The 7,481-nt window shown below is 38.2% G+C and carries 13 protein-coding genes; 11 read left to right on the top strand and 2 right to left on the bottom strand.

What is annotated here, in order from left to right; genetic code table 11:
• Positions 1 to 227 precede the first annotated feature (227 nt).
• The 6 genes from HJG39_RS18605 (at position 228) to HJG39_RS18630 (ending at position 3,536) form a co-directional block, all read left to right on the top strand.
• Entirely contained in the window at positions 228 to 1,076 is an 849-nt protein-coding gene (locus HJG39_RS18605; RefSeq protein WP_268411834.1) for an ATP-binding protein, read from the top strand.
• 7 nt (positions 1,077 to 1,083) lie between these two features.
• Positions 1,084 to 1,299 carry a hypothetical protein gene (locus HJG39_RS18610; RefSeq protein WP_268411836.1) on the top strand — a complete coding sequence of 72 codons (216 nt, stop codon included), beginning with the start codon at positions 1,084 to 1,086 and terminating at the stop codon, positions 1,297 to 1,299.
• Positions 1,300 to 1,306: 7 nt separating this feature from the next.
• Complete coding sequence (locus tag HJG39_RS18615) at positions 1,307 to 1,522, top strand: hypothetical protein (protein ID WP_268411838.1); 216 nt, start codon at positions 1,307 to 1,309, stop codon at positions 1,520 to 1,522.
• A 3-nt stretch (positions 1,523 to 1,525) separates the two neighbouring features.
• Complete coding sequence (locus tag HJG39_RS18620) at positions 1,526 to 1,858, top strand: hypothetical protein (RefSeq protein WP_268411840.1); 333 nt, start codon at positions 1,526 to 1,528, stop codon at positions 1,856 to 1,858.
• Positions 1,859 to 1,999: 141 nt separating this feature from the next.
• Complete coding sequence (locus HJG39_RS18625) at positions 2,000 to 2,860, top strand: hypothetical protein (RefSeq protein ID WP_268411841.1); 861 nt, start codon at positions 2,000 to 2,002, stop codon at positions 2,858 to 2,860.
• A gap of 139 nt (positions 2,861 to 2,999) precedes the next feature.
• Positions 3,000 to 3,536 carry a hypothetical protein gene (locus tag HJG39_RS18630; protein ID WP_268411843.1) on the top strand — a complete coding sequence of 179 codons (537 nt, stop codon included), beginning with the start codon at positions 3,000 to 3,002 and terminating at the stop codon, positions 3,534 to 3,536.
• 33 nt (positions 3,537 to 3,569) lie between these two features.
• Here HJG39_RS18630 and HJG39_RS18635 read toward each other — a convergent pair whose 3' ends face one another.
• Positions 3,570 to 3,704, bottom strand: a complete 135-nt coding sequence (locus HJG39_RS18635) for a hypothetical protein (RefSeq protein WP_267463317.1) — start codon at positions 3,702 to 3,704, stop codon at positions 3,570 to 3,572.
• A 9-nt stretch (positions 3,705 to 3,713) separates the two neighbouring features.
• Positions 3,714 to 3,863: a hypothetical protein gene (locus HJG39_RS18640; RefSeq protein ID WP_268411847.1), complete on the bottom strand. Its 150-nt coding sequence runs from the start codon at positions 3,861 to 3,863 to the stop codon at positions 3,714 to 3,716.
• Between the two features lie 89 nt (positions 3,864 to 3,952).
• Between HJG39_RS18640 and HJG39_RS18645 the strand changes: the two genes are divergently transcribed.
• From HJG39_RS18645 to HJG39_RS18660, 5 genes are all read left to right on the top strand, one after another.
• Entirely contained in the window at positions 3,953 to 4,303 is a 351-nt protein-coding gene (locus HJG39_RS18645) for a hypothetical protein (RefSeq protein WP_268411848.1), read from the top strand.
• Between the two features lie 119 nt (positions 4,304 to 4,422).
• Positions 4,423 to 4,665 (top strand): DUF4177 domain-containing protein, encoded by a 243-nt coding sequence (locus tag HJG39_RS18650; RefSeq protein ID WP_268411850.1) that lies wholly within the window; start codon positions 4,423 to 4,425, stop codon positions 4,663 to 4,665.
• On the top strand, positions 4,665 to 4,871 hold the full coding sequence (gene yidD, locus HJG39_RS19460) for a membrane protein insertion efficiency factor YidD (RefSeq protein ID WP_442781044.1): 207 nt from the start codon (positions 4,665 to 4,667) through the stop codon (positions 4,869 to 4,871). The genes HJG39_RS18650 and yidD overlap by 1 nt, the downstream gene beginning before the upstream one ends.
• 147 nt (positions 4,872 to 5,018) lie before the next feature.
• Positions 5,019 to 6,173 carry a hypothetical protein gene (locus HJG39_RS18655; RefSeq protein ID WP_268411851.1) on the top strand — a complete coding sequence of 385 codons (1,155 nt, stop codon included), beginning with the start codon at positions 5,019 to 5,021 and terminating at the stop codon, positions 6,171 to 6,173.
• Between the two features lie 51 nt (positions 6,174 to 6,224).
• On the top strand, positions 6,225 to 7,283 hold the full coding sequence (locus HJG39_RS18660; RefSeq protein ID WP_268411853.1) for a ParA family protein: 1,059 nt from the start codon (positions 6,225 to 6,227) through the stop codon (positions 7,281 to 7,283).
• Positions 7,284 to 7,481: the final 198 nt, after the last annotated feature.

The raw sequence follows: 7,481 nt of genomic DNA on the forward strand, positions 1-7,481 counted from the left end.
CGCTTTCTCCAAAACTTTGCTTTAATAAAATGCTAGTAACTTGGTTTAAGCTATTGCTAGTATTGGCAAAATTTTAGAATGTTGAGATTTTGGTATGGATTTAAAAGTGGGCATACCGAGAATTCGCAGTAATACACTGTTAGGTGGTGAACGTTTGTAACCTATTAACTACTGTTACCAAATTACATGGAGGTAACATATTAAATCAATAATTAGAGATAAGTGATATGAGTGTGTTTTTTACTGAAAATAAATTAAGTGATTATGAGCAGACTCCATTATATGGACTTAATGATGAATATGATAAGTTACTAAAATTTTGTCAGTTAGTATGGTCAAATGATTGGGAGCATAAAAGGGAACTATATAAATTCAATCCAACAATTATGCTCTATGGCTCTCCTGGAACTGGAAAAACAACGCTATTAAAAAATGTATCTCTTGGCTTGCAATGTGATGATTTTAAATATTTTAGCTTAAGTTTGGAACTTTTATTGGATAAAGATTTGGGTAAGTCATCACAACAATTAAAATTATTTTTTGAACAAGTTGAAGAGTCATCTGAGAATGAAGAAAAAGTCTTTCTTCACTTTGATGATGTAGATGCTGTTCTTTGTTCACGATATATAAGTAATGAGTCATCAGGGGTTAAAAGACTTGTTAATACATTTATAAAAGAAATTGACAGAATTCAATCTAAAAAATATAAATTTACGCCCATCATCACTACGACAACAAACATGTTTTCATTGATAGATACAGCCGTTAAAAGGCGATTTTCTATCAAATTACCCATAGAGAATAATATTAATGCGGAAGATTTCAAGTGTTGGCTAAAGCCACTATTTTCTGATTTGGAAATTGTTGGAAATATAGATTATGTTGAATTACATGAAATAGTTAATGAGAAAAACCTCACTGCATATGATGTTTGTTTGGTTATGCAAAATATATTGCTGGAAAAGCTCGTTGGTGTGAATATAGATCAAAAATTTGTTAAGTCATCTTTTAAGATTTCTGATTCGTCAAAGTTAGATTTTGAAGAGCATAAAAGTAAGCTAAGTGCGCTAAAATAGGATAAATATGAAAAAGAAAATGAGTTCAGCTCGAAAAGCCGCAGATTCTACTCTTAAACACGAAGATTTAGTTGATGCAATCGAAAAGTTAGGGAAATCTAAAGGTTTGGATGTTGAAGCAACTGAGGGTAATGACAAGAGGGGAGATGTTCGAGTAAGTAAAAAAGATTTTGAAAAACTAATGGTAATTATGTCTGATAAATTAAAAGAAAAGAATAAGTGAGTAAATAATGGCTGATGAAGATGATGATTTTATAGAAGTAAAGGTTCATCGAGATGGAGTTGGGACAACGACTGCAAGAAAAATAGTAAAACAGAAAGCTAAAGCTGTTGTATCAGGGCATAAAATCACACCCGGAGCTAAAGTAATCTTTGATGAAAATAAAATAATTTATTTCGAAAATGTTGAAGCTGAAGATTTAGATGTTGATTGGGAAGAGGAATAAAAAATGGAAATAGACTTTTATGAAAGCTTTGATTACGGAAAATCGGTAAGTGTAGGTAAAAAGCTTTGGAATGATATTTTGCAAATAGAATATCTTGACCAAATAAATGATGTAGAGGATATTATCCCTGAAGGCCATGATGGTGAAGGAGAAAAAATTGAGAGGATACATTTAGAGGGAATCAGAAATCAATTAATAAATGGTTTTTCTAAATTATTAACGAAATACTCTAAGAAAAGTCGTGATGAAACTAACATCAAAGATCTTTCTACTATTCTAGAGATATTAATCTCAATAAACACCTCTTCAATTACTCATATGAAGTTTGATATATGAAAAACCACCTAACAAGTTGCTTAAACGGAAAATTAACAGTTGGCCATCGCTCCGCGATTATAGCCAACCATTAATTTCCGCTTAGCAAGGCGTTAGGCTCGATCATTTGCACATTTTACATATGAATATTTAAGGGAAACTATGACTGTTGTCGTTTCGTGGACCAGAAAAACAAAAACTGGGCGTGAACTCTGGATCATGTCAGATAGTAGGCTCAGTGGCGGGAAGTTTTGGGACTATGGACCGAAAATTTTCAGCATGGGGAGAAGTGATGCAATAGTTGGCTTTGCAGGGGACACAGCTTGGACTTACCCTTTAATTTCTCAGATTACTTCATATGTAGAATCGTTTGTTAATCTTAGAGATAGGGTTGTAGACTTCCTAGATGTTCGAAAGAAAGTAGTTAGAGTCCTAAATGATTCACTGAATTTTGTTTCTGATGCTGCTGACCCATCATTGGAAATTCCTGAATGTTCATTCATTTTCGCAGGCTACTCTGTTCGCAAACAGGATTATATAGTAAATAAGATTGTATTTAACGCTAATAAGAAAATTTTTGAAATTAAAGCTATAAAAAAAATTCATGGTGAATTGTTTGCAATTATAGGTGACAAAGACCCAGTTAGCGCTATTGCTGGTGAAGTCTCACGGATAGAGAAAAAATATGATGGGAAAGGATTTAAACTTGACATGATCCCGTCTGAAGTCTTTTTTGATGTACTGTCATCTGAAAAATTCCATGAAATTGGTGGCGCTCCCCAAATTTCAAAGATTTATCCGAATATGAATCAACAACATATTCCAGTCTATTGGCCAATGAATAAACCTCACGATGAACAGAGCATTTATCTAAGAGGGCGTGAACTTGGTGACTATGAGGCTTTGGATAATCCATGGGTATTTGATCCAGCGTCTGGTAGGGCGTATTGGCATGACTTTTCTCCAATCAAGATGCAGGAAAAATCAAAAGCAGCGAAACAAGAAAAATCCCCGTACATCTAATAGCCTAACAAGCGCATTAAAACTGACTCCGCCTGTTGAGCGTTTTTTTGCAAAAAATAAAGAGCGCAAAAAAGCGCCCAACAAGCTACGCAGTTTATGCGGGGCGTTATAAGCGATAGAGATTACGGGAACAGTATCGATGCCATGGAAAGAACCGGATTCGGAGGGAGATGGCCCTCCTGATTTGCTTGAATTAGTTTCAAGCATTAAAAGAAAAATTAAGGCGTCGTTCCGATCTAAAGGACGACCATCTGATGTTGAAGAAAGCAAAGAATTAATCGCCGAAGGAAGTCACGATTGCGCAGCCGACAAAAGAAGTTATTTTGTAGAACTGTATATTAAGTGCCGAAGCTGCAATAAAACAATAAATAAAATAACGATTACAAAGCCTTATAAAGTAGCGGCCTTGCTGACTGTTGTTTCATTTGGTGCAAGCCAGTTAATCGAGTATGTTGTTACTGACAATCGATATCCGTTAGGTGTTGAATTCGCTGTACTAGATGCGTGTGTAAATTCTTATGGTAGTGTAATTCCATATGGAAGTTACCGATCAAAAAAGAAAGTTTGCTTATGCGCTTTGGAGGAAACTATGAATGAAATTTCTTACATCCGCTACAAGGTAGATGAAGATGGATTTCTGGAGGCACTTAGGGATAATGCGAAAGAATGCGAGTAGCCTGCGGCAGTGCCGCAAGCTACTCGTTAATAGTTAATCTTCCAAATAGTCCTCGTTGTTTGGGTTGTGAGCATCGGCCCAATCATCCATGTCAGCGTCATTGTTTGGATTATTTATATCTGACCAAAGGTCAAGTTCTTCGTCAGTCATGTTTGATGTGTCTGGCATAGTATGTCCTTATTTGGCCTTGGTGTTATTTTTAGAAGCCGCAGATTGCGCCTTAGCTGCGAAAGAATCTTTTGGGGTTTTTCCACCATTTGCTTTGGCTGTAGCTGACTGAATTCGTGCAGCAGCGGCTGGAGTCATGGGGGTCTTGCTTTTAGACATGTTGTTCTCCTGAATCAAATAAAATGTTCACCATCCCCGCTGGGATGGCAAATTCAATCTAACAAACAGAGCGGGGACAAACGGGGACAGTGGAAACGGCAGAACTACAGTCAGAAATTAAGGGAATACTGGCTACGCTCAAATGGTCGCAGAAAAAATTCGCTCGAGTTATATACGCAGAAACAAATGATATTGACAACGAGGATGAGATAGCTAGGTTTGAGGAGTCCTTGAAAAAGGACTTATCTCGACCAAAAATCAAGCCAGAACGACTAGTAGAGTATCTCAGAATTCTCTCCCTACAAGAGGAATTTCAAAAATCAGGAATGATTCTTCCTGTATATTCAAAAAGCGGGCTTCTTAGTGAAACAATGGAAGAAGGCATGAAAGATATATCTTTATTCGTTAATGGCCTGATAAGCGATGAAAAAAGCTTATAACAATGCCATAAACTCGGACGCCCAAAAGCCGCGTCGCTCGTGCCTAGCTATGCAGCTTTTGGGCTCCGGTTATGGCTGGCGTTATATTTTACCAAGCATCATCACACGGAGATAAATTGATGTTCGAGTACAAAATGGTCCAAATTCCACCAAATATCGCTGTTCAAATGAAAGCTCATAAAGGAAACGAAGCTGCCGCGTACTTAGAAAATGTAGTCAATAAGTACGGATCTGAAGGTTGGGAGTTTCAGCGCGTAGATAGTATTGGTGTGCAAGTTCAGCCCGGCTGTATGGATGCTCTAAGCGGCAAGAAAGCAGAAAATAGCAGTTACTACGTCATCACTTTCCGTAAGGAAAAATAATGTTGGTTTGGCTGTCTATAAAGTTCATTCTTTTTTATCGGGTTGCAGCGCCTCAAAGTTTACGTGATTCATGCTTATATGAACCAACTTGCTCAGAGTACAGTATCCTCGCATTAAAAAAGCATGGTTTTCTTAAGGGGTGGTCGCTTTCATTCAAGCGAATTACTAGCTGTAAGCAACCAAACGGGGGCGTAGATTATCCATAAATATAACAAGCAGCAGCACCTAAGCCCGGCAACAGACGCCGGGCCGGACGGCCTACACGCCGCTTCGCTCTGTTTCGGCCGCCCGTGTGCTGGGCGTTAGCTTTCCGATTTGTTCCCGGAAAATTCAATTATCAATGGGAGAGTCTCATGAAAACAAGAAAAATGGATTTTCGATTTTTCAAATTACCGACTTACTTTTTAATTGTAAGTATGTTTTTATTGGGGGGATGCGCGTCTAATAAAAATTTTGTGAACAGTGGTTGTGAAGCGATAACAAAGTATCCAGAGTACCGTTCAGATCCAGCAACTAGCCGACTTTCTACTAAAACAGTCGATCTTCGCGAACTTCCGTGCTTTTGGTTTAGTGTTGACAAAGAAGATACCCAATACAATGAAACTCTTATATCGCAAGCATTTGCAGTAGAGTCATTTGTATATTCAATAGCTGCTTTTGATGTATATGAAAAATCGGCCACAGAAAAAGAGAGTATCCCTTTCCCTTCTTCAGAAGACTGGAGCACTATTGTCCTCGTCCAAGATATTCCTTCAACCGGGTTTTATGCTAAGTCTTACATCAGGAAAACAAAAAATAGGAACAAGGAATTAGTTATTTCGTTTAGAGGGACTAGCGGAGACATAGAAGATTGGACTAGGGGAAACCTATTTTTTACCAATTTGTTTTTTCTCGAAAACCAGTTTGACAACTCCTTAGCTTTCACAGATAAAAGTATTGAAATAGCTGGGCAGAGTGGTGGTTATGACTCAATCGTTTTTGTTGGCCACTCACTAGGTGGTGGGCTTGCTCAATATGTTCAGCGCTATTATAAAGAAAGTAGAGCTATAGTTTTTGATTCATCTCCTAAAAGAGGAAGAATATATTCTATTTTCGATAAAAAGTATCCTATCGATTCTTTAAGAGTATATGAGCGCGGTGAAGTGCTCGATTACCTAAGAAAGCCATTAGATTTTGATGCTGGGTATGACGAAAAGCCAGTAGGCTTAGGCAAAAAAACTCGATGGATGAGCTTCTATAGTGGGGGGCCAGTAAGCCAGCATGATATGCAGGATTTTGCTATTAACTTAGTAAAAGTTGCAGCATCAACTGGTAATGCTGATGCATTAGGTATAATCGAAAGTTTGGAGAAGGATAGAACTAAAGAAGAACTTGTTAATCCTTACTACCAACTGCGAAATATTAAAAATATCTACCGAAGAGAGATAAGAGAAAGAGTATTAGAGTACCTCGATACAAAAGAAGCTAACAAATCAATGCAGCCGACCGCTGACGCGGCGGCTGATTGAGGCGTTAGCTCTCACACTTAATACACAAAGTAGATCTGAAAGGAAATAGGAATGGCTACAACAATCTCAGTTTTCAATAACAAAGGTGGAGTAGGAAAAACATCAATCATCTGGAATCTAGCAGTATCTCTTGCAGATAAAGACCATAACGTGCTCCTAGTTGATTTTGATCCTCAGTGTAATTTATCTATTGCCTGCTTAGGCGATCAAGAGTTTTCAGAGCTACTGGAGTCGAACGATGATCATCCATTCGGCGAAACTGTAAAAGCATTTGCATTACCCTATATACAACAAAACCGAATGGGTGATGTTTTTACTTTCTCTCCAAAAACTGAGCCTCAAAAAGGCACACTCCATATAGTCCCTGGAGATTTCTGGCTAAACACGTTTTCAGATGTCTTAAATGTTGGTACTGATGTAATCAGTGGTTCAGGTTTATATAGATTTATTCTTCCTGAGTTAATTGCTCAGCAAGCAGAAAAAAATAATGAAATTGAGTATGATTATGTATTGATTGACCTTCCACCCTCGTTTAACACTTTGGTTCGATCGGCGCTGTACTGCTCGGACTATTTCCTAGTTCCATGTACACCTGATTTATTTTCAGCTTATTGCGTGGGACTTATTGGCGAAATGCTACCTTCATTCATAAGAGATTGGGAGCAAGGCAAAGAGAGGTATCTTGAAGGAAATCCACGAGATAACACAATAAGTCAAAAAGGTATGCCGAAGTTTGGTGGGTGGGTTTTTAATGGATTTGATACGAGAAGACGTGACGGAATCAAACGTGAGGTGGGGGCAGACGCCGAGCACCATAGGTCAATTAGCAGATCGATTGAAAACGAAATGATACCTCAATTAAATAGAATTAGGGCTTATAATGCTGTTCCAGACTTCGTTGAATTTGAGCCCGTAGCGGGCATTGAAGACCTAAACGTAATGGCCCCTGACAGTATCATTCAGAATGTTCCAATTCGTTATCTATCGGAATTTAGGCCTACAAATGCCTTAAGAGGGCGAGGTCAATGGGCTACTAACCAAATCGATCTAATGAATGAAATGGCAGATGAGTATGATAAGTTAGCACAACACATTGTCGACAACTTCTGAGCTAACAAAACAATCAACCGGACTCCGCTAAGCGTGGTTCGCTTTGCTCACAATATCACGCTTAGCTCCGCTCGGTTATTGTGGCGTTAGCAATACAACAAACGGGGTTTCGCCAAATGATGGGTCTACAAAAACTAGCTGGTATCGCAGCAATTTTCCAAGGGCTTATTTACATAGCAGCCTTTGTGTATTTTGGGG

This window comes from Alteromonas sp. a30, from assembly GCF_026788005.1.
Lineage (GTDB): Bacteria > Pseudomonadota > Gammaproteobacteria > Enterobacterales > Alteromonadaceae > Paraneptunicella.